This is a genomic window from Acinetobacter sp. X9 (assembly GCF_054889255.1).
The window spans coordinates 861,896-883,404 of sequence record NZ_CM142679.1; the positions used below are offsets into that span (position 1 = coordinate 861,896).

16 protein-coding genes and 1 pseudogene are annotated in these 21,509 nt (G+C 38.3%); 10 read left to right on the top strand and 7 right to left on the bottom strand.

Going from position 1 to position 21,509, the window contains the following annotated elements; all coding sequences use genetic code 11:
• The first annotated feature begins 54 nt into the window (after positions 1-54).
• Positions 55-723 carry a class I SAM-dependent methyltransferase gene (locus ACYU0V_RS04180; RefSeq protein ID WP_078221306.1) on the top strand — a complete coding sequence of 223 codons (669 nt, stop codon included), beginning with the start codon at positions 55-57 and terminating at the stop codon, positions 721-723.
• Between the two features lie 22 nt (positions 724-745).
• On the opposite strand, the gene ACYU0V_RS04185 is transcribed toward ACYU0V_RS04180, so the two are convergent.
• Positions 746-1,168 (bottom strand): hypothetical protein, encoded by a 423-nt coding sequence (locus tag ACYU0V_RS04185; RefSeq protein WP_002115580.1) that lies wholly within the window; start codon positions 1,166-1,168, stop codon positions 746-748.
• A 117-nt stretch (positions 1,169-1,285) separates the two neighbouring features.
• On the bottom strand, positions 1,286-2,617 hold the full coding sequence (locus tag ACYU0V_RS04190; protein ID WP_461849158.1) for an MFS transporter: 1,332 nt from the start codon (positions 2,615-2,617) through the stop codon (positions 1,286-1,288).
• A gap of 373 nt (positions 2,618-2,990) precedes the next feature.
• Between ACYU0V_RS04190 and glpK the strand changes: the two genes are divergently transcribed.
• Together glpK and glpD are read left to right on the top strand one after the other, a co-directional pair.
• Complete coding sequence (gene glpK / locus ACYU0V_RS04195) at positions 2,991-4,499, top strand: glycerol kinase GlpK (RefSeq protein ID WP_461849160.1); 1,509 nt, start codon at positions 2,991-2,993, stop codon at positions 4,497-4,499.
• A 154-nt stretch (positions 4,500-4,653) separates the two neighbouring features.
• A complete protein-coding gene (glpD, locus tag ACYU0V_RS04200; protein WP_461849162.1) occupies positions 4,654-6,171 on the top strand; it encodes a glycerol-3-phosphate dehydrogenase in 1,518 nt (505 codons plus the stop codon).
• 41 nt (positions 6,172-6,212) lie between these two features.
• On the opposite strand, the gene ACYU0V_RS04205 is transcribed toward glpD, so the two are convergent.
• Positions 6,213-8,045, bottom strand: coding sequence for a phosphoenolpyruvate carboxykinase (GTP) (locus ACYU0V_RS04205; RefSeq protein ID WP_290014416.1), 1,833 nt, complete (start codon positions 8,043-8,045; stop codon positions 6,213-6,215).
• A gap of 391 nt (positions 8,046-8,436) precedes the next feature.
• Between ACYU0V_RS04205 and ACYU0V_RS04210 the strand changes: the two genes are divergently transcribed.
• The 4 genes from ACYU0V_RS04210 (at position 8,437) to groL (ending at position 12,283) form a co-directional block, all read left to right on the top strand.
• Positions 8,437-9,375 (top strand): diacylglycerol/lipid kinase family protein, encoded by a 939-nt coding sequence (locus ACYU0V_RS04210; RefSeq protein WP_290014419.1) that lies wholly within the window; start codon positions 8,437-8,439, stop codon positions 9,373-9,375.
• A complete protein-coding gene (locus tag ACYU0V_RS04215) occupies positions 9,356-10,114 on the top strand; it encodes a metallophosphoesterase family protein (RefSeq protein ID WP_461849165.1) in 759 nt (252 codons plus the stop codon). Before ACYU0V_RS04210 ends, ACYU0V_RS04215 begins: the two co-directional genes overlap by 20 nt.
• 185 nt (positions 10,115-10,299) lie before the next feature.
• A complete protein-coding gene (locus ACYU0V_RS04220) occupies positions 10,300-10,590 on the top strand; it encodes a co-chaperone GroES (RefSeq protein WP_002120604.1) in 291 nt (96 codons plus the stop codon).
• A 58-nt stretch (positions 10,591-10,648) separates the two neighbouring features.
• Positions 10,649-12,283 (top strand): chaperonin GroEL, encoded by a 1,635-nt coding sequence (gene groL, locus ACYU0V_RS04225; protein ID WP_002120607.1) that lies wholly within the window; start codon positions 10,649-10,651, stop codon positions 12,281-12,283.
• A 172-nt stretch (positions 12,284-12,455) separates the two neighbouring features.
• Here groL and ACYU0V_RS04230 read toward each other — a convergent pair whose 3' ends face one another.
• A complete protein-coding gene (locus ACYU0V_RS04230) occupies positions 12,456-12,830 on the bottom strand; it encodes a diacylglycerol kinase (protein WP_322976255.1) in 375 nt (124 codons plus the stop codon).
• A gap of 106 nt (positions 12,831-12,936) precedes the next feature.
• On the opposite strand from ACYU0V_RS04230, the gene ACYU0V_RS04235 reads away from it, so the two are divergent.
• Positions 12,937-13,899: an MBL fold metallo-hydrolase gene (locus tag ACYU0V_RS04235; protein ID WP_322976256.1), complete on the top strand. Its 963-nt coding sequence runs from the start codon at positions 12,937-12,939 to the stop codon at positions 13,897-13,899.
• Between the two features lie 46 nt (positions 13,900-13,945).
• On the opposite strand, the gene ACYU0V_RS04240 is transcribed toward ACYU0V_RS04235, so the two are convergent.
• Entirely contained in the window at positions 13,946-15,088 is a 1,143-nt protein-coding gene (locus ACYU0V_RS04240; protein WP_322976257.1) for a glycerophosphodiester phosphodiesterase, read from the bottom strand.
• Positions 15,089-15,351: 263 nt separating this feature from the next.
• On the opposite strand from ACYU0V_RS04240, the gene ACYU0V_RS04245 reads away from it, so the two are divergent.
• Both ACYU0V_RS04245 and ACYU0V_RS04250 read left to right on the top strand, forming a co-directional pair.
• A complete protein-coding gene (locus ACYU0V_RS04245) occupies positions 15,352-18,447 on the top strand; it encodes a multidrug efflux RND transporter permease subunit (protein ID WP_461849170.1) in 3,096 nt (1,031 codons plus the stop codon).
• Between the two features lie 72 nt (positions 18,448-18,519).
• Positions 18,520-19,095 (top strand): DUF4112 domain-containing protein, encoded by a 576-nt coding sequence (locus ACYU0V_RS04250; RefSeq protein ID WP_017480518.1) that lies wholly within the window; start codon positions 18,520-18,522, stop codon positions 19,093-19,095.
• Positions 19,096-19,143: 48 nt separating this feature from the next.
• Here the strand turns inward: ACYU0V_RS04250 and htpX are convergent, their stop codons facing one another.
• Both htpX and ACYU0V_RS04260 read right to left on the bottom strand, forming a co-directional pair.
• The gene (gene htpX, locus ACYU0V_RS04255; RefSeq protein WP_017399628.1) at positions 19,144-20,049 is read right to left on the bottom strand and encodes a protease HtpX; all 906 of its coding nucleotides are present in this window, start codon (positions 20,047-20,049) and stop codon (positions 19,144-19,146) included.
• A 438-nt stretch (positions 20,050-20,487) separates the two neighbouring features.
• Positions 20,488-21,163: pseudogene (locus tag ACYU0V_RS04260) on the bottom strand (lytic transglycosylase domain-containing protein); the annotation flags it as partial.
• Between the last annotated feature and the right edge of the window lie 346 nt (positions 21,164-21,509).

Sequence of the window (21,509 nt, forward strand, 5' to 3'; positions counted from 1 at the left end):
CATAATGGAATGACTCTGTTATGCTTGTTATAAAAATGAATTAAAAGAAATCTGATGAGCTGCACTTTTCAACTGTCTAAAGCCCCTGAACATTTACTTCAAGCACTAAATGAAGTTATTCCTAATTGTGAGTTGATGGTACAACAATTACCAGAAACGCCTATTTCTTTATGGTTGATTCCACCAGTTTTTCCAACTGATCGCTTAGATGATGAAGTTATTCGTCGTATTTGGAATGACACGCCGTATTGGATTTTTTGTTGGGCATCTGGTTTAGCGATGGCACAGTGGTTACTTGCAGAGCCGCAACATGTTAAAGATAAAGTTGTTTTGGATTTTGGAGCTGGTTCAGGTGTTGTTGCAATCGCAGCTAAAATGGCTGGTGCTAAAAGAGTAATTTGTTGTGATATTGATCAAATTAGTCTTGCTGCCTGCCGTGAAAATGCTTTGTTGAATGATGTTGAGCTGGAATATCTGGACGATTTGTATAAAGCAGAGCAAGTTGATGTTTTGCTAGCAGCTGATGTTTTATATGATCAATGTAACCGCTTTTTCTTAGATGAATTTTTAAAGTTTGCACCAGAAGTCTGGGTGGCTGATAGTCGTGTTAAGAATTTTAGTCACCCCAAATATCAAAAGATTGGTGAAAGAAGTGCTTCTACATGGCCTGATCTAGATGAAGCTAAAGAGTTTAGAAATGTAAGTTTTTATAAGACGCTGTAAAAGAACAGCGTCTTTTTTTATTTTATGAACAAGTATAACGAACAACTTTTAGTGTGCTTGGACGTGCTTCAAGCGCTTGGCGAGTCGCATAGTCTTCACCATTATTTAAGCTAGGTGTATTTGATAAGCCAAAAGAAGCACGAGTTTCGCCGAGTTGAATTCCATAATGCTCATCTTTCGCTGGATTAGGAATTTCATTGATACTCAAAATTGATAATTTATAAACTTTCTGAGCACCTAGCACATTCTGACAAGCGCGTTGTAATTTACGTTCATCGAGTTGCTGGTTATTACGACCCGCTAAAGTGTAAGCTAAAGTCGCCGAAGTTTTTGTTTGGTTTTCAATCTGGTATCCAGTTGAACCATTATATTGTCGAGGGGTAGTCTGACAAGCAGTTAAAACAAACATACTACTTAATGCCAAGCATAAAATACTTCTATTCATCAGTATCGTCCTTATTTTCTTATAGCTAGTATCTCATAAAATACAAAGGTTGTTGGGGCTTAATCTCATGATTTGAGCTAACATCGGCGAACGATATTAGCCCTTATTGATAAAATATTAGTGTTCTTTAATTTTTGAGTGATGCTTGGTGTCTTTCATAAAAATATAAATAATGAGAGAAATGAAGATCATGATACTTACATAAATAAAGTACCAAGATTCATGCCCAGCTTCTTTAAAACTTAAAGCAAAGAACTCTGCTGTTCCGCCAAATAATGTATTGGCAATCGCGTAAGGTAATGCAACTCCTAAAGCGCGAATGTGTGCAGGGAAGAGCTCAGCTTTAACCACGGCATTAATTGAAGTGTAACCAGTCACCATTACGAGACCCCCAAAACATAACCAGAAAGCTGTCCAGTAATTATGTGTATTTGCAAGTGCATCGAATAGAACGTATGTGAATAAAACACCTGTTATTCCGAAGAAAATCATAAGGGGTTTTCGACCAATACGATCCGACAGAGCACCCGCTAAAGGCTGTAGACACATAAAAATAAATAGCGCTAAAGTTGTAATTTGAGTGGCTTCAGGTTTGGTGAATCCAGAGGTGTTGACCAGATATTTTTGCAGATAAGTCGTGTAAGTATAAAAAGCTAAAGTCCCGCCAGCTGTTAAGAATAATACTGTGAAAGCTTCTTTAGGGTAATGTTTAAATAAAGCAAACATGCCTGATTTTGGCTGGTCTGTTTCTGCCTGAGCATTTTTAAAAGATTGAGTTTCTAATAGGCCACGTCGAATGCGGAAAACTACAATCGCGAGTAAAGCCCCGATAAAGAATGGGATACGCCATCCCCAATCATGTAATTGTTCTTCAGTTAATACCATTTGTAATATTAATAGAACACATAGGGCTGTGAGCTGACCAGCAATCAATGTTACATATTGGAAGCTAGAGAAAAAACCACGTCGATTTCTTTCAGCCATTTCACTTAAATAGGTAGCACTAGCACCATATTCACCGCCTACACTTAAGCCTTGAATTAAACGAGCGACAACTAAAAGAAGAGGGGCAAATACACCAATACTTTCATAACTTGGTGTCACGGCGATAAGCAGCGAACCTATACACATTAAAGTGACGGAAAGGGTGAGACCCGCTTTGCGTCCTTTACGGTCGGAATAGATTCCCATAATCCATGCACCGATCGGGCGCATTAAAAAGCCTACAGCAAAAATTGCGGCCGCTTGAAGGAGTTGAGCCGTCTGGCTACCTTTTGGAAAAAAAGCATGAGCAAAATAGAGCGTGAAAGCTGCATATACATACCAGTCGTACCATTCAACAAGGTTACCGGCAGAACCGCCCAAAATTGATTTTAGACGAGTTTTTGTATCTAAATTAGAATGTGGCGTTGTTGCGGTAGAAGGTTGATCAACCATGAGTCGCTCCATGTTTCGCTTGGGTTGAATGCTAAAAAAGAGAAGATTTATTCCGTTTTTACATATTTTCTAGAGGAGTATTTCACTTTATTTTTTTTATGTCTGTAAAACAATGTTTATTATTTAAGCAAAGGAATAAGTTGAATATTTATGTGATTTCAAATTAGCCGATCAGCTCACGTTTATAATATTGTGGAGATCTTTGGCATATTATTTTTTTCCAAGTAGTAAAAATTGATAAAGAATGAGTAGAGTTTGGGCGAAGAAAACCTATACCCCTTAAAAATAATGATATATTCCAAAGAAAATTTTAAGTAAATATAGTTAGGCATGATGTCTTGGCATTGTGGACTAGATGTGTGTGAATAATGAAAGGGACATTCAGATGTCAAATTGCCCGAAAAAATATATTGTTGCTTTTGATCAGGGAACAACAAGCTCAAGAGCAATTGTTTTAGACCATGATGCTAATGTTGTCAGTATTGCTCAAAAAGAATTTACTCAGATTTATCCTCAGTCTGGCTGGGTTGAGCATGACCCTATGGAAATTTGGGCTACGCAAAGTGCTGTTTGGGTAGAAGCATTAGCTCAAGCAGGCATTAAGAGTGAACAAGTTGCAGCAATTGGGATTACCAATCAGCGGGAAACCACAGTTGTTTGGGATAAAAAAACGGGCAAGCCGATTTACAATGCGATTGTTTGGCAAAGTCGACAAACGACTGAGATATGCAATCAACTACATAAAGCAGGATTGCAAGAATACATATGTAAAACAACGGGTTTGGTGATTGATCCGTATTTTTCGGCCACAAAAATTAAATGGATTTTAGACCATGTTGAAGGAAGTCGTGAACGTGCTGAGCGAGGTGAATTATTGTTCGGTACGGTGGACACTTGGTTAATCTGGAAACTAACCAATGGCGCAGTCCATGTCACTGATTTTACCAATGCTTCACGAACCATGCTGTTTGATATCGAAAAGCTTGAATGGGATGAAAAACTTTTACAAGTTTTAGATATTCCTCGAGTAATGCTACCCGAAGTGCGTAGCTCATCTGAGGTTTATGGATATACACATACCATTAGTGGGCAAGAAGTTGGTATCCCCATTGCAGGGATCGCTGGTGATCAACAAGCCGCACTGTTTGGTCAAATGTGTGTTGAGTCTGGTCAGGCAAAAAATACCTACGGCACAGGCTGTTTTCTATTAATGAACACAGGTAAGAAGATTGTCCGGTCAGAACATGGATTACTAACTACTATTGCATGTGGTGCGAGTGGTGAGGTGAACTATGCCTTAGAGGGTGCCGTGTTTAATGGTGGTTCTTGCGTACAGTGGTTACGCGATGAATTAAAAGTCATTAAGAATGCTAAAGACTCTGAGCTTTATGCAACACGTGTGAAAGACAGTAACGGTGTATATGTTGTACCTGCTTTTACAGGGTTAGGCGCACCATATTGGGACCCAACAGCGCGTGGAGCTATTTTTGGACTTACTCGTGGGGCTAGTATTGAACATATTATTCGTGCAACTTTAGAGTCTATTGCTTTTCAAACCCGAGATGTTTTAGATGCAATGCAGCAAGATGCAGAAGAAGAGCTTCGTACACTTAGAGTCGATGGTGGAGTAACAGAAAATAATTTCTTGATGCAATTTCAGGCTGATATTTTAGCGACACCAGTAGAACGTCCAATAATGAAAGAAACTACTGCTTTGGGTGCAGCTTTCCTTGCTGGGCTGGCGACGGGTTTCTGGCAAGATCTACATGAGTTAAGAAATAAATCTGCCATAGAAAAGGTATTTGAGCCAAAAATGTCTTCTGAGCAATCTGAGATGATTTATAAGGGTTGGCTCAAGGCAGTTAAACGTAGTCAAAGTTGGGCTGAGGATTAGTTCGTTCTTTAACTGGTTGAATTCACTAGTAGGGTAATCAATTAATGGTTAAACACTTAGTTATTTAAAATTGATTATTCTACTTTTTTGATTGTTGTTTCATCAATTTGATGTTTTAATTTTTATAAGATCAACAATAAAAAGAAAATGAGAAATGAAAATACAGCCTAATGATTATTCAAAAATATATGACATTGCCGTGATCGGTGGCGGTATTAATGGTGTTGGTATTGCTAATGATGCTGCAGGCCGTGGACTATCGGTATTTTTATGTGAAAAAGATGATTTAGCTAGTCACACCTCATCTGCTAGCAGTAAATTAATTCATGGTGGTCTACGCTATTTAGAGCATAAAGAATTTAGATTGGTTAGAGAAGCTCTAGCAGAGCGTGAAGTGTTGTTGGCTAAAGCTCCACATATTATTAAACCAATGCGCTTTATTATGCCTCATCGACCACATTTACGTCCTGCGTGGTTAATTCGGGCGGGCTTGTTTTTTTATGATCATTTGGGAAAACGAGAAAAACTATTAGGATCAAATCTTATTTACTTCAAAGAAGATAGTCCTTTAAAACCAGCCATCACACGTGGCTTTGAATATTCTGACTGTACTGTAGATGATGCACGTCTTGTAGTGTTAAATGCATTACAGGCCAAAGAGAAAGGTGCCAAAGTCGTAACGCGTACGCGTTGTATTAAAGCTTATCGGGAACAAGAGTTGTGGCATCTGGAGTTACAAAGCGGAGCAGAGTTTTATCAGGTACGTGCAAGAGCTTTGGTGAATGCATCTGGTCCTTGGGTTGAAGAAATTATTAGTGAAAACCTAAATTTAGAATCGCCTTATCAAATCCGATTGATCCAAGGAAGTCATATTGTTGTGCCAAAATTATATGACTGCCATAAAGCCTTCATTATGCAAAACGAAGATCGACGCATCGTGTTTGCAATTCCATATTTGGAAAAATATACGCTGATTGGTACGACAGATCAGGAATATACAGGTGATCCACAAAACGTAGAGATCACAGAGGTAGAAATTGATTACCTCTTAACAGTGACCAATTCACATTTTAAAAAGCAGTTAACTCGAGCTGATATTGTAAGCCAGTACTCGGGTGTACGTGCTTTATGTGATGATGAATCTGATAATCCTTCAGCGATTACACGTGACTATACCTTGGCATTACAGGCTGAACATAAAAAAGCACCTTTGTTATCTGTGTTTGGTGGCAAGATCACAACTTACCGAAAATTAGCCGAAGCTGCTTTAGATCATCTGTCTGCATTTTTTAATGATATGGCAGAAGAGTGGACTGCAGATGAGCCATTACCTGGCGCTGAAAACTGGACAACATTAGATGATTTAACGCATCAGATTCATTCACGTGTAAGTGGAGTTTCTGAGTCACTTACCAACCGTTGGGCGCATGCATACGGCACAAGAGTCTGGAATATGGTTCGAGAGAGAAATACAATAGAGCAATTAGGCCAGAATTTTGGACATGATTTATTTGAATGCGAAGTCAAATACTTATGTGAATATGAATGGGCAACTACTGCTGAGGATATATTGTGGCGTAGAACAAAACTAGGTCTGGCATTTGATGAAAAACAAATAAAAGTATTAGAAGTTTATTTATCTGAGCGTCGACAAAAAGATGATGCCGCATAATAAAAAAGGTCGCATATAGCGACCTTTTTTATATATAGCAATTAGAAGCCAGTTTTTACAGCTTCAAGTAAAGCTGCTTGACGTTCTTTTAATGCTTTCGGTAAGCGATCACCGAGTTTATTAAATAAATCAGTGTGGCTTTCAATTTCAGTAATCCACTGATCTTTATCTTGAGCTGTGATTAGGTCAAATTCTTCTTTAGAGAATTCAGTACCTTCCCAGTTCAAGTCGTCATATGTTGGAACAAGACCAATTGGTGTTTCAACAGCGTTTGCACGACCTTCACAACGATCAATGATCCACTCAAGAACACGCATGTTTTGACCGAAACCAGGCCATACGAAGTTGCCTTCAGCATCACGACGGAACCAGTTTACATTGAAGATTTTTGGTAATTTATTACCAGCTGCTTCAGCTTTTGTGCTTACTTGTTGACCAAGGCTTAACCAGTGATCAAAGTAGTCAGCCATGTTATAGCCAGCAAATGGAAGCATCGCGAATGGGTCACGACGAACGATACCTTGTTGACCAACAGCAGCAGCAGTAGTTTCAGAACCCATAGTTGCTGCTTTATATACACCGTCAACCCAGTCGAAAGCTTCAGAAACTAAAGGAACTGTATCTGCGCGGCGACCGCCGAAGATAAATGCAGAAATTGGAACGCCTGCTGGATTTTCCCAGTCAGCATCGATAGAAGGGCATTGACCAGCTGCAACAGTGAAGCGAGCATTTGGATGCGCTGCTTTTTCACCATTTACGTGAGGTTGACCTTTCCAGTTAGTTAAGTTTGTTGGAACTTCTTTAGAAAGACCTTCCCACCATACTTGACCATCTTCAGTTACTGCTACGTTTGTATAGATAACATCTTTGTGAAGAGTTGCCATACAGTTCGGGTTAGTCTTGGTATTTGTACCAGGAGCTACACCGAAGAAACCAGCTTCAGGGTTAATCGCATATAAACGACCATCTTCACCTGGTTTGATCCAAGCAATATCGTCACCTACAGTTTCGATTTTCCAACCTTCATAACCTGCTGGTGGAATTAACATTGCAAAGTTTGTTTTACCACATGCAGACGGGAATGCTGCAGCGATGTAGTGTTTTTCACCTTGAGGGTTAGTTACACCAAGAATAAGCATGTGTTCAGCTAACCAACCTTGTTCGCGTCCCATGACAGAAGCGATACGAAGAGCTAAACATTTTTTGCCAAGTAATGCGTTACCGCCGTAACCAGAACCGAAAGACCAGATTTCACGAGTTTCTGGGTAATGAACGATATATTTTTCAGGGTTACATGGCCAAGCAACATCTTGTTGACCTTCAGCAAGTGGAGCACCTACTGTATGTACACAAGGAACAAACTCGCCGTCTATACCTAATACGTCATAAACTGCTTTACCCATACGTGCCATTTTACGCATGCTAACAGCAACGTAAGGAGAGTCAGTTAATTCAATACCGATATGAGCAATATGGCTACCTAAAGGACCCATTGAGAAAGGAACAACGTACATGGTACGGCCTTCCATTGAGCCTTCAAATAAACCATTTAATTTTTCACGCATAACAGCTGGGTTTTCCCAGTTGTTTGTCGCACCAGCATCTTCTTTATTTTGAGAGCAGATGTAAGTACGGTCTTCAACACGTGCAACGTCAGATGGGTCAGAATTTGCAAGATAAGAACCAGGATGTTTTTCTTGGTTTAATTTCTGCATGGTGCCGTTAGCGATCATCAAGTCGATTAGACGTTGATACTCTTCTTCGCTTCCGTCACACCATTCGATTTTTGCTGGTTTGGTTAAGTTTGCAATTTCTTCAACCCATGCGATAAGCTTAGGATGACGAACGAATTCTGGTGCGTTCACTGTGGTCATGGTGAGGCCTATTCAAAATATGTACAACGTACAAGTCATTCATTGAGAGGTACAATGAAAGATCAAATAAAAAAGTGGCTGTATTAAAGCACAAAATCATAAAAAAAATAAGACTAAAGACTAAGAAATAGATATTTTACTTTTTTATATTTTTCTCATTTAAATCATTAACTTGTAGTTTTTTGCAATATCTTATTCTCAATATTTTTATGTTGTATGTGTGTTATTTATATTATTTATTTCCTTAAAAATCAATATCTTGATTCTTGTTTTTTTCTTGAGAATTATTATTGATTAAACAAATGATCTTCATTCAAAATTTACATAAAGGGACTTTTATTAGGCGTTTTTATATACAATATTCAGGATGAATCCCTCTAAGATAATAAAAATGCGGACTTTAAAACCTCTCTCTATCATTTATAACCAAAAGTCGGGTTTTCATGCATCAAAACATGAAGATATGTATGAACAGTTAATGACTGTGTTCACCGAATTTGGTTTTGAAATACAAGTTTTTGAATTAGCAGAAGATGTTTCCTTTGATAATTTAATGAGTCAAGTGATTCATCGGCATAGCCAAAATGTAAACTTAGGTGTTGTTGTTGCAGCGGGTGGGGATGGAACATTAAATGCGGTAGCATCAAAACTTAGACATACTCATATCCCTATGGGAATTTTACCTTTGGGAACTTTTAATTATGTCGCTAAAGTTTTAGATATTCCCTTAGATTTGTTAGAAGCTGCTGAAGTCATCGCTACAGGTACACCACGCTCTGTACATATTGCGACAATTAATGACCATGTTTATTTAAATAATGCGAGTCTAGGACTTTATCCATTATTTATAAAGAAACGTGAGCTTTATAATAAATATTTAGGACGCTTACCTTTACATGCCTATACCTCAGCTCTGGATGTTTTATTAAGAGAAAATAAATCCATGAAACTTTCCGTCACAGTTGATGGGAAGAAATATCCAGTCAAAACCCCTCTAATTTTCTTTGGTAATAACCAGTTGCAGTTGTGTGATATGAAACTAAGAATTGCCGAATGTGCTGCACAAGGTCGGGTCGCTGGAGTGGTCATTACAAAAAGTGATAGGCTTAGTTTATTAAACATGTTGTGGCAGTGGATTCAAGGCAAAGTAGAAGAGACACAAGATGTTTATAGTTTTTGTGCAGATCATGTGGTGGTAGATTGTGCAAAAAGATCAAAACTTACAGTAGCTTTAGATGGTGAAATATTAGAGATGAAAGCACCTTTAAATTTCTCTGTAGAAAAGAATGCTTTAAATATTATGGTGCCAAATGTTGTTACATCTGTCTGATCTGCATTTTGGAACAGAAATTGAGGCATGTTTAGATGCAATCCGACTTTTTTGCACTCAACATAGACCTGAAGTCATTGTGGTGAGTGGTGATATTACTCAACGTGCCCGATATCAACAGTTTTATAAATGCCGTCAGTTTTTAGATAGCCTTAATATTCCTTATCTTGTTGTGCCTGGTAATCACGATATTCCGTTGTACCATGTCTGGAACCGTTTTTTTTCACCATTTACTCGCTACCAATATTTTTTTGGCCAGCTTGAACCAACTTTAGAAACTGAACATTTTTATATTGTTGGGGTGAATAGTATTCGCCGTCGTTATCATACTCGTGGACATATTTCGATTGAGCAAATTCAAACTACATATGAGCGATTACAGCAAGGGCCAGTGGATAAAATCAAATTAGTTGTTTTCCATCAACCTTTTTATACTCCACCTGATGATGAGCATGGTATTAAAGATTGTCCTGTATTAGGAAAAATGGCACTCGAAAAATGGAGTACAACGGGACTATTTGGAATGTTACACGGGCATTTACATAAAACTGCTGTATATGATTTAACGCAAATTTATCAGTTAAAGATAGATCATCCTATTTATGATATTCATGCAGGAACAGCAACTTCTAGCCGTTTGCATTATCATGTTCCAAATAGTTTTAATGTCATTTCAAATGAAGGAAAAATTAATCATTATTGGTTTAATCCACAGTTGGCTAAATTCACTTCTGATTGATTTGGTTTAGATGAGTTTAAATATTTGATTGTTTAAAAAATATTCAAAAGATAGAAAAATTTTTCTTATTTCCCCTTGAAGCCTTTTTTTTCATCCCCACAAAAGTGACATCTAAATATTTTGTTATTGCTCTGGATTAAAGCAATAACGATTAATCAAAAAGACTTAGTCTGATGGAGTTAATTATGAGCAACATTCGTCCATTACATGATCGCGTTGTAATTCGTCGCGTAGAAGAAGAAACCAAAACTGCTGGCGGTATTTTACTTCCAGGTTCTGCTGCTGAAAAACCATCTCAAGGTGAAGTAATTGCAGTAGGTAATGGTCAAATCACTGAGAATGGCGTACGTGCTTTGGATGTTAAAGTTGGTGACAAAGTATTGTTTGGTACTTATGCAGGTACAACAGTGAAAGTAAGTGGTGAAGAACTCTTAATCATGAAAGAGTCAGACATTTTAGCTGTGTTGGAAGGCTAATCAATCCATAACTCAATTCATTATCAGATTCAGTATTTAAAAAGATTCGGAGTTTAATATGTCAGCTAAAGACGTAAAATTTGGTGATTCAGCTCGTTCAAAAATGATTGCAGGCGTAAACGTACTTGCAGATGCGGTTAAAGTGACTTTAGGCCCTAAAGGTCGTAACGTAGTGATTGACCGTTCTTTCGGTGCTCCGCACATCACTAAAGACGGTGTAACTGTTGCTAAAGAAATTTCATTAAAAGATAAGTTTGAAAACATGGGTGCTCAACTTGTTCGTGAAGTTTCTAGCAAAACTAACGACATCGCTGGTGACGGTACGACAACTGCAACTGTACTTGCTCAAGCAATTTTAAATGAAGGGATCAAATCTGTAACTGCAGGTATGAACCCAATGGATTTAAAACGTGGTATCGATATCGCAGTAAAAACTGTAGTTGAAAATATCCGTTCAAATGCAAAACCAGCTGACGATTTCAAAGCGATCGAGCAAGTAGGTTCTATCTCTGCTAACTCTGATACTACTGTTGGTAAACTTATCGCTCAAGCGATGGAAAAAGTAGGTAAAGAAGGCGTAATTACTGTAGAAGAAGGTTCTGGCTTTGAAGACGCGTTAGACGTTGTAGAAGGTATGCAGTTTGACCGTGGTTATATCTCTCCATACTTCGCAAACAAGCAAGATACTTTAACTGCTGAACTTGAAAATCCGTTCATTCTTCTTGTTGACAAGAAAATCAGCAACATCCGTGAATTGATTTCTGTTTTAGAAGCAGTTGCAAAAACTGGTAAACCACTTCTTATCATCGCTGAAGATGTTGAAGGTGAAGCGCTTGCTACACTTGTTGTAAACAACATGCGCGGTATTATCAAAGTATGTGCGGTTAAAGCTCCTGGTTTCGGTGACCGCCGTAAAGCAATGCTTCAAGACATCGCAATCTTGACTGGTGCAACTGTTATTTCTGAAGAAGTTGGTATGTCTTTAGAGCAAGCAACTCTTCAAGATTTGGGTACTGCGCACAAGATCACTGTGTCTAAAGAAAACACTGTTATTGTTGATGGTGCTGGTGATGCTGCTGGTATTGCTGAGCGTGTTCAACAAATCCGTGCTCAAATTGAAGAATCTACTTCAGAATATGACCGTGAAAAATTACAAGAACGCGTTGCTAAATTAGCAGGCGGTGTTGCTGTAATTAAAATCGGTGCAGCGACTGAAGTTGAAATGAAAGAGAAGAAAGACCGTGTAGACGACGCGCTTCATGCAACTCGTGCAGCAGTTGAAGAAGGTGTTGTTGCTGGTGGTGGTGTTGCTCTAGTACGTGCTGTTAATGCATTAGATGGCTTAAAAGGCGCTAATGAAGATCAAACAGCAGGTATCAACATTTTACGCCGTGCGATCGAAGCTCCACTTCGCCAAATCGTTGCAAACGCTGGTGATGAGCCATCTGTAGTGATCAATGCTGTTAAAGGTGGTGAAGGTAACTTTGGTTACAACGCTGCAACTGGTGAATATGGCGATATGTTAGAAATGGGTATTCTTGACCCAGCTAAAGTAACTCGTTCTGCACTTGAGCATGCAGCTTCTGTTGCTGGCTTAATGTTAACTACAGAATGTATGATTACTGACATTCCTGAAGATAAACCAGCTGTTCCAGATATGGGCGGTATGGGTGGTATGGGCGGTATGATGTAATAACGCATCAACGCTTTAACCAAAAAAATCCCTGCTTATGCAGGGATTTTTTATTTTTCACGTAATTTTAAGAAATAATTAAGTTCCATTATTTATATTAAAAACAGGAACAGCAGCTAGAAGTTCCTCTTTTGTTACAACCATGCTTATTTACTTGTAGGCATGGTTTTTTTTAGCCTAATAAAATAATTAACCAAGTAATAGTAATGATAGAGAGTGCAACAAATTGGGCAGCACTTCCCATATCTTTTGCATTTTTAGAAAGCTGATGTTTTTCAAGAGAAACTCGATCAACCACTGCCTCGATAGCCGAGTTGAATAGCTCAACGATCATTGCAAAAAGACATACAATAATCAGTAACACATGCTCACTACGGCTCACATCAAGAAAAAAACTAACCGGAATCAAAATAATATTAATCAAAACAATTTGGCGAAAAGCTGCCTCATTTTTATAAGCTGCTTTAAATCCTGAAATAGAGTAGCCCGTTGCATTTAATATGCGCTTAAGACCGCTTTTACCCTTATAGGGAGAATAGCTATTCATATACTTATATTTCTGACACTTTTCATGCATTATATAATTTGGGTCTTAAAAAATTATTAAATCTTTTTTAAAGATTTCGACTTTATAACTCAATAGAGAAGAAAAGATGAAAAAATTATGTGTAGCGTTGGGCCTTGCAATTGGAAGCATCCATGCAAGTTATGCTGAGCCAACAGTAACCCCGCAAGTACCAGGATATTATCACCATCAATTTGGAAACTACCGCGTAACCTCTTTACTTGATGGTACGATTTATTTAAATCCTGATTTATTCAAAAATTTAAATCAGGCCCAGAAAACTAAAATCTTAACCAAATATGCTGCTGTTAATGAGAAAGGGATTCAAACCTCGGTAAATGCATTTTTAGTTGATGATGGAAAAAGTTTAACGCTTGTAGACAGTGGGGCAGCAAGTTGTTTTGGCCCGCAACTTGGCTCGATTGCAAAAAATATTGAATTAGCAGGTTATAAGCTTGCTGATGTAAAAACTGTTTTACTTACTCATCTACACCCAGACCATGTGTGTGGTATTGCTCAAAATGGAAAAGCTGTATTTCCTAATGCAACTGTATATGCACATGAGCGTGAAGCTGATTACTGGTTAAATCCAGCTTCTGAAAAAACAATACCTGCAGACAAAAAAGAAAATTATTTGGGCACTGTTAAAAACGTAAAAACTGCTCTTGCTCCATACCAAGCAAAAAAAGCATTCAAGACATTTAAAGATGGCGACGTCATTCAAGGTTTTGAGGTAATCGATACTCGTGGTCATACACCAGGTCATCATAGCTTCCGCTTAAAAAGTAATGATCAGCAAATCATTTTTGTTGGAGACATTGTCCACTCACATTCATTGCAATTTGATGCTCCAAAAACTGGGGTAGATTTTGATGTGAATTCTGAACAGGCGATTAATACTCGTCTAAAAATGTTTGCTGAAATTTCAAATAAGCAACAATGGGTTGCCGCACCACATTTACCATTCCCAGGCATTGGCCATGTTTATAAAGTAAATGCTGAGCAATATCAGTGGATCCCACTTTATTTTGATAATGTTGTAGAGAAATAAAAAAACAGGGCATTTATTGCCCTGTTTTTTTTATTAAAAACTTTAATTATTTTGTGGCTTTTTCATAATTAATAACGGCTTCACGGCCAAGTGCTGGATCATCTGTAAAGACTCCATCAACACCAGCTTTAAAATAGGCTTCAAACTCTTTTAAAGCACCAGATGGACAGCGCTCCGCTGGTTTATCTTGACTGCATTTTAAAGGCTTTGGTAAAAAGTTGTTTTCTGGACGGAAAGTATAAGGGTGTACTTTTAAGCCAGCCGTATGCGCATCAGAAATAAACGAAGTCGTTTGAACCGAGCCACTGTCATTAAAGTTAAGAATATAGCCTTTGCTTGGCCCTACACCGTTTGCATATTTAGCCACGTCTTTTAAACCTTGTGCTGTTGCTAAATCGGCATAAGTTTTAGTTTCGCCAGATTCAATGAAGTCAGCTGGTTGAGAGGTTTTAGCATCATATAATTGAATGATTTGTGCATGTTTAATCGTTTTATGAAGGTCGAGCTGATCTTTTAAATATTTTAAATTACTCACTTCAAAAGACTGTAAATAGACTGGTGCAATATCACGTGTATATTCGTATTTAGCTAAGGTTTTAAGAAGGGTATCTTCCATTGCCAGTTTCTGGTTTTTAAAGTAAGTCGGATGTTTGGTTTCAATATATAAACCAATAATTTTTCCCGTTTTCTTATAATTTGCTTCAGCCAGTTCAATCACTTGCTCTAGAGTCGGGACAGGGTAAAGGTCATTATAGGCTGTGTTTGCTGGTCGGAACTCTGGAATGCGTTCACGCGCTTTAAGCTGCTGTAATTCACTTAAAGTGAAATCTTCTGTAAACCAGCCTGTTAAGTCTTTACCATCAATATTTTTTGTTGTTTTACGATCTGCAAACTGGCTTAAAGTGCTTACATTGGTTGTTCCACCAATCTCATTTTCATGGCGAGTAACCAATACGCCATCTTTTGTAGAGACTAGATCAGGTTCAATGAAATCTGCGCCATCATCAATCGCTTTTTGATATGAAGCTAACGTATGTTCAGGACGTAAAGCGCTCGCGCCGCGGTGTCCTACCACTAAAATTTTAGGAAGTTGATATTCTGGTGTGGTTGGCGAGTTTTCAGTTTTATCGTCATCATTACAACCAACCAAGCTAATTAAACTTAAGCATAAAAGTGCTCTTTTAGACATAATTCTACTCATATTGTTTTAGTCGAAACGTATTTAGTCTGATGATTGAACTTGACGTGATCATGAAGAATTCATGAATTTTCAGTGACACTTATTAAAACCTTGTTTATGGGTTTGTAGGAAATGCCAGTTCTTGCTTTGTTTTTGTTCTAATTGCATTTATTGTGTTAATTCTACTTGTCTTTTTTATATCGCTCGTTGATGATCAAGAGGGCAAATTTGGTATTGCCATCTGTTAATTGACGACCTAATTCTGAGCAGCCATGCTATCTAAATTTTTTATTCAGCGTCCCATTTTTGCCAGTGTACTCGCAATTATTGTTATGGCATTTGGTATTTTCTCGGTGCTGAATTTACCCGTAGAGCGCTATCCTGATATTGCCCCTCCTAAAATTACAGTCTCGGCAAGTTATAGCGGTGCGGATGCACAAACGGTTGAGCAAAGTGTTACTCAGATTTTAGAACAACAAATACAAGGTATTGATAATTTACTTTATTTCAGCTCTACCAGTGATTCATCAGGACGTAGCCGAATTACCATTAGTTTTGATAATGGCACAAATCCAGATACAGCACAGGTCCAAGTACAAAATAGTATTAGTGGTGTCATAAGACGTTTACCCGATGAAGTACAACGCCAAGGGGTGACCGTGAGTAAGTCACTCGGCGATACTTTTATGGTGGTAGGCTTATATGACTCAACTGGTAAATCGGGCAATATTGAGCTATCGGACTATTTAACTACGCATGTGGTAGATGACCTGAACCGTATTGAAGGGGTGGGTGAGTCTGATGTTTTCGGTTCGCAATATGCGATGCGAATTTGGCTAAATCCAGAGAAATTAAAACAATATAATTTAATGCCAAGTGATGTAGCGAATGCAATTACTGCTCAAAATACACAAGTTGCCGCAGGTGCAATCGGTGATTTACCTGTTATTGATGGACAATATTTAAATACGAAAGTCACCGCAGGATCTCGACTAAAAACAGTGGAAGATTTTAAAAATATTGTAGTGAAAGCAAATCAAACAGCGAGCTATGTCTACTTAAAAGATATTGCTAGAGTCGAGTTAGGTGCAGAAAATTATCAGTCTTTTAACACCATTAATGGTTATCCGGCTGCTGGTTTAGGCATTTCACTATCTTCTGGTGCAAATGCGATTCAGACCTCTAAACTCATCCATCAAACTCTAGATCAGCTTACAACTAAGCTACCTGCTGGCTATAAAATTGTTTATCCACGAGATAATACGCCGTTTGTTCAAGAGTCGATTAAAGAAGTTGTAAAGACCCTTATTGAAGCCATTATTTTAGTTATTTTGGTGATGTTCCTGTTCTTGCAAAGCTGGCGCGCTACACTCATTCCAAGTATTACCGTTCCTGTTGTTATTTTAGGAACTTTTGCTGTTTTATATGTACTCGGTTTTAGTATTAACACGTTAACGCTGTTTGCATTGGTGCTCGCCATTGGTTTGCTAGTAGATGATGCGATTGTGGTCGTTGAGAATGTTGAGCGGCTCATGCATGAACAGCATTTAACGCCAAAAGAAGCAGCCATTGAGTCGATGGGAGAAATTAGTGGTGCCTTAGTCGGAATTACATTGGTTTTAACTGCTGTTTTTATTCCAATGTCATTTTTAGGTGGTTCAATTGGCGTGATTTACCGTCAGTTTTCCATTACTTTAGTTGCTGCTATGGCGTTATCACTCGTGGTAGCATTAGTCTTAACACCCGCTTTATGTGCCTTAATTTTAAAACCCAATCCAGAGCCTATGCGCTGGGCAGTTTGGTTTAATAAAAAAATTGATCAACTTAAAAATCAATATATAAAAATCGTCCAGACAAGCATTCGGTACAGTAAATCGGTTATCGTGATTTTTGTGGCTTTGATTGCAGTTTTTGCACTGTTCTATAGTGGTTTAAAAAGTGGATTTATTCCTAAAGAAGACCAAGGCATTTTAAGTGTTCAAATTAAGCTTGTTGATAGTGCTCCAATATCGCAAAGTCAGAAAATTGGAGAACAAGTCCGTCAATATTTCTTAACTCAAGAAGATAAGAATGTGGATTTGGTTTTGATCCGCTATGGTCGAAATTATTCTGGTACAGGCCAGAACTTGGCTCAAGGATTTATTGCCTTAAAACCTTGGGATGTGCGTACTGGAAAGGAAAATTCGGCTGACGCTATACAAAAGCGTGCGATGAAATATTTTAGTCAATTTAGTAATGCACAAATTAATGTGACATTACCTGCTTCAGTTAATGGTTTGGGCCAAACAGATGGTCTGGATTTATGGATTCAAGATTTAAATGGTCAAGGGCAAGATTTTCTAGATAACACCTTCCGTCAGTTGCAAACACAGAGTAAAAGCTATTCAAGTTTTGAAAACTTTGATAAGCAATCTACTAACAGTAAAGCAAACCTCAATATCAAAATTAACCAGAAACAAGCATTAGCAAATGGATTAGAGCTACCCGCGATTAACAACACTTTGTCGAGTGCGTGGGGTGGAACGTATGTAAATGACTTTATTGACCGTGGTCGTATCAAGCGTGTCATGATTCAAGGTGATGCCCAGTTCAGATCAAAACCGGAAGATTTATATAATTGGTCTGTACGTAATAACCAAAATGAAATGGTACCTTTTAGCTCATTTGCTAACTTCAGTTGGGGCGGCGCTCCTGAAATTGTAAAACGTTATATGGGTTATAGTGCCTTACAGCTTCAAGCAGATGTTGCAAGTGGTAGTAGTTCAGGTCAGGCAATGAAAGATGTTGAACAACTCGTAAATCAGCAAAAAGACGTTGGCTTGGCATGGACAGGTTTATCTTTTGAAGAGCAAAAGTCGACAAATCAGGCCGTCTGGTTATATTTAATCTCGGCAGGCTTTATCTTCTTATGTTTAGCTGCACTCTATGAAAGCTTAAGCATTCCTGCAGCTGTGATGACCTCTATTCCGCTAGGTGTCGGAGGAAGTGTCATTTTCTCTTATATTTTTGGTCTCCCAAATGATGTGTATTTCCAAATTGCACTGTTAACTACAATTGGATTGTCTTGTAAAAACGCAATTTTAATTGTTGAGTTTGCTGCCTTGGCGCAAGAAAAAGGTAAGAGTGCAATTGAAGCAGCTTTAGAAGGCGCGAGCTTACGTTTAAGACCGATTTTAATGACTTCTTTGGCTTTTGGTGCAGGTGTGATTCCTTTGGTCTTTGCACAAGGCGCAGGGGCTGTAAGCCGTCAAGAAATCGGTATTAGTATTTTAGGGGGCGTTATGTTCGGTACAGTACTGGTTCTGTTCTTTATTCCAGTTATGTACGTATTACTGCGTTCGCTGTTTAGATCGAAAACTACTAGTTAAAAGTAAACAATTTAAAAAAGGGCATCAAATCAAGTATATTAAGATTAACTACTCTTCATATATTTGATTTAAATGCCTCAAGAAAAAAAATTAACAGAGCAACAGGTCATCGCACTAGAACGAGATCTGGCCAAGTTTGCAACCATGATGGACAGTGCAGTTCGCATTCCTTTTACAAAGCAAGGTATTGGTGCCGATGCTGCGCTGAGTACGATTCCAATTGCAGGTGATGTCGCTGGTTTCGCATTGACCTGTTATGCCATCTATAAAGCCAAACAAATTGGTGTGCCTCAACATAAGTTGACTCCAGTCATCAAACTAGCAGTTGTAGATGCTGTAGTCGGATTTGTTCCAGTGGCTGGGACTATTTTTGATATTTTTATAAGACCAAGTCGAAAAGCACTAGATGTAGTTCATACGCATATACGGGAAGAATATGCGATTCAGAGTGATATTCATGTCGTTCATCCGTACTTACATGAAAAACTCGAAAAGAAGCAGCAGCATTCAGCTTTCTGGCGAAATCCTATTGTCAGTTGGTTATGGTTGCATATTCCCGATTTAGTAGGTGCGCTTGTACTGCTTTTAATTGGATTAGCTGTTTGGTGGGGGGCAAGCTATCTTTGGAGTCTCTATCAAACCATGTAATAAAAAATAAAGCCTCCATTTGGAGGCTTTATTTTTACATTAAACGTTTTATGGGCAATCTAATTGATGTAAAGCTGCCACACGTTGTTCAATTGTTGGGTGGGTTTGGAACAAAGCAGCTAAGCTGAAACCTTGTTCTTTACCTTCCGCAATTGCGAAGGCTTTCATTTCTTTTGGCATTTGATCTGGCATTTCAGTCTCAGCTTGTAGACGTAATAATGCAGAAATCATTGCTTGTTTACCTGCTAAACGTGCACCTGCTTCATCAGCACGGTATTCACGATAACGAGAGAACCACATCACAATGGCAGATGCGAGAATACCAAAGACGATATCCAATACCATGGTAATAATGAAGTAACCCATACCTGGGGCTTCATCGTCTTGACGACCAAAAACATTACGGTCAATAAAGTCACCAACGACACGAGCAAAGAACATAACAAAGGCGTTCACAACACCTTGGATGAGCGCTAGGGTGACCATGTCACCATTCGCAACGTGACCAATCTCGTGCGCAAGCACAGCACGTAGCTCATCTTTGTTCATACGCTCAAGTAAGCCGGTGGAAACGGCAACTAAGGCATCATTTTTGTTCCAGCCTGTTGCAAAGGCATTGGATTGATATGATGGAAAAATACCAACCTCTGGCATGTTGATACCAGCACGTTGAGAAAGTTCAGCGACTGTTTGCAATAACCAGCTTTCAGCTTGGTTACGAGGAGCATTCGGGTCGATCAGTTCTGTACCGGTCGTTTTCTTAGCCATCCATTTTGACATGAATAACGAGATTAAAGATCCCACCATACCAAACACAAAACAGATCACTAAAAGGTTGCCTAGATTCAAGCCACCCGCGCCATGGTAACTACCGACACCGAAGAGTGACAAAATAATGCCAGCTACAACCAGTACCGCGAGGTTGGTAAGCAAAAACAAACCAATCCGCATCATTGAGAAAATCCTCTTATAAATAAAATGTTATCTGATTTACAAATTCGAAATCATGAAGCTAATATGCGGGGCTTGGGGGAAAAATTCAAGAAAAAAATAAGGAATTGATACATTCTTTCACGTAGCAGAATGTACCTAAATTTAAAGAATAATTGGCTAAATTCGTCAAAATGGTAAAGATCAGGTAATAGATCATTACAATTTAAAACATCTAAACTAAATAGAACTGCGAGCCACAGTTCTTCTTTACTGTTTATTCAATTCGTATATGGGCAATTGCGGTGGCATTATTGGTGACATAAGTGCCCGTTGGTGCATCGGTATAGGTACCGTCAGATAAAGTCACGATTTGACGAGAAGATGAATATTTAGGTGATTGAGTCGTGATTTGAGCTGTTGTGTTTTCTGCCAAATTAGAAGGATGTGAAACGGTTTGTACTGAAGCATTAGTAAAAGATGAAAAACCTGAACCCGATGCATATAGGTTTTGGTATCGACTTGTTACACGGCGCACATAATCTTGTGTTTCACGGAAAGGGGGAATACCGCCATATTTGTCGACATTACCTTCACCGGCATTGTAAGCCGCAAGCGCCATTTGCGTGTTTCCATTAAAACGCTTGAGTAACCAGCTTAAATATTTAGCGCCTGCAAAAATATTTTGTTGCGGATCATAAGCGTTAGAGACATTAAAACGACGGGCAGTCGCAGGCATGAGCTGCATTAACCCTTGAGCACCTACTGGCGAACGAGCTCTTACGTTAAATCCTGACTCGGTGTGCATAACGGCTTTAATTAGACCTTCTGAAACACCATGTTGTTGTGCAGCTTGTCTAATAATGTGGTCGAAAGCGTTCTTATTTTTATTGTAGCTTGGCAGAACAGAAGCTTCTGATGCTCCCCAGTTTGTATAACTATGAATATTACTATCAGGGTAATAGGTCACTTTTACTTTTTTAAGAGAGTGGTCATAGCTTTTTCGGTTGGTGAGCAATGTACTACCGTTTTTATCTTGGTAAATATACATTTGACCCGCTGAACTCGAAGTTGTGCCGACCGTAAAAGTGGTCATCCCCAGCAAACAAGAAACAAGAAATTGAACCGAATTTTTCATTTTATGTTATTCACAATTTTTAGGTACTCAAAACTTGCAAAAGAGTTTATCAAAAAATATTACTTAAAGAAGATTTGTGTAATTTTTTTTATTTCGACTCTTTCAAAAAATCAAGCTGATTTGTTCGAATGCTCATCAAAAAAAATTAAAAAATTTTTTTAAAATGATTCTATTGACATGGTTAACTTATTGATTATTAATAACAAAAAACATTGGTTAAAAAATGATCAATTTAAAGAAAACCCTTAACAGAAGGCCAAAACAGTTTGTCAAGTACGAAGAAATCCACAATTTTATCCACAGGTTTTGTGGAAAACTGTGGAAAAGTCCAAAAAGTAAGCATTTT

Coding starts and splice junctions, on each gene's coding strand:
- ACYU0V_RS04185 (WP_002115580.1), bottom strand. CDS start 1,168: ATGAATAGAAGTATTTTATGCTTGGCATTAAGTAGTATGTTTGTTTTA.
- glpK (WP_461849160.1), top strand. CDS start 2,991: ATGTCAAATTGCCCGAAAAAATATATTGTTGCTTTTGATCAGGGAACA.
- ACYU0V_RS04240 (WP_322976257.1), bottom strand. CDS start 15,088: ATGTCTAAAAGAGCACTTTTATGCTTAAGTTTAATTAGCTTGGTTGGT.
- ACYU0V_RS04250 (WP_017480518.1), top strand. CDS start 18,520: ATGCCTCAAGAAAAAAAATTAACAGAGCAACAGGTCATCGCACTAGAA.
- ACYU0V_RS04230 (WP_322976255.1), bottom strand. CDS start 12,830: ATGAATAGCTATTCTCCCTATAAGGGTAAAAGCGGTCTTAAGCGCATA.
- ACYU0V_RS04235 (WP_322976256.1), top strand. CDS start 12,937: ATGAAAAAATTATGTGTAGCGTTGGGCCTTGCAATTGGAAGCATCCAT.
- glpD (WP_461849162.1), top strand. CDS start 4,654: ATGAAAATACAGCCTAATGATTATTCAAAAATATATGACATTGCCGTG.
- ACYU0V_RS04205 (WP_290014416.1), bottom strand. CDS start 8,045: ATGACCACAGTGAACGCACCAGAATTCGTTCGTCATCCTAAGCTTATC.
- ACYU0V_RS04245 (WP_461849170.1), top strand. CDS start 15,352: ATGCTATCTAAATTTTTTATTCAGCGTCCCATTTTTGCCAGTGTACTC.
- ACYU0V_RS04210 (WP_290014419.1), top strand. CDS start 8,437: ATGCGGACTTTAAAACCTCTCTCTATCATTTATAACCAAAAGTCGGGT.
- ACYU0V_RS04220 (WP_002120604.1), top strand. CDS start 10,300: ATGAGCAACATTCGTCCATTACATGATCGCGTTGTAATTCGTCGCGTA.
- groL (WP_002120607.1), top strand. CDS start 10,649: ATGTCAGCTAAAGACGTAAAATTTGGTGATTCAGCTCGTTCAAAAATG.
- ACYU0V_RS04190 (WP_461849158.1), bottom strand. CDS start 2,617: ATGGAGCGACTCATGGTTGATCAACCTTCTACCGCAACAACGCCACAT.
- ACYU0V_RS04180 (WP_078221306.1), top strand. CDS start 55: ATGAGCTGCACTTTTCAACTGTCTAAAGCCCCTGAACATTTACTTCAA.
- ACYU0V_RS04215 (WP_461849165.1), top strand. CDS start 9,356: ATGTTGTTACATCTGTCTGATCTGCATTTTGGAACAGAAATTGAGGCA.
- htpX (WP_017399628.1), bottom strand. CDS start 20,049: ATGATGCGGATTGGTTTGTTTTTGCTTACCAACCTCGCGGTACTGGTT.